Source organism: Blastococcus sp. CCUG 61487 (genome assembly GCF_005222955.1).
Taxonomy (GTDB): domain Bacteria; phylum Actinomycetota; class Actinomycetes; order Mycobacteriales; family Geodermatophilaceae; genus Blastococcus.
On the sequence record NZ_LWUA01000177.1, the window covers coordinates 1 to 224 of the forward strand.

General features: G+C 61.2%; 1 protein-coding gene. It reads left to right on the top strand.

The annotated features are described in order from the left end of the window. Window positions 1-224: glycosyltransferase family 2 protein (locus tag A6V29_RS09550; protein WP_349642948.1), on the top strand; the 224-nt coding region annotated here is incomplete at both ends.

Consider the following 224-nt stretch of genomic DNA (forward strand, 5'->3'; position numbering starts at 1 on the left):
CGGGACGCGCGCCTGCGACTGGGTCCCAGGCTGCTTCTATCTGATACGAAAATCGGCTATCGACCAGGTCGGCCTCTTCGATCCGCGGTTTTTCGTCTATTATGAGGAGGTCGATCACTGCCGCCGGATCCGGCAAGCGGGTTGGCAGGTCACCTATTTCGGTGATGCGACGGTCGTTCATATCGGCGGCGAGAGCGCAAAGGCGGATGACCGGCTGACCGCCA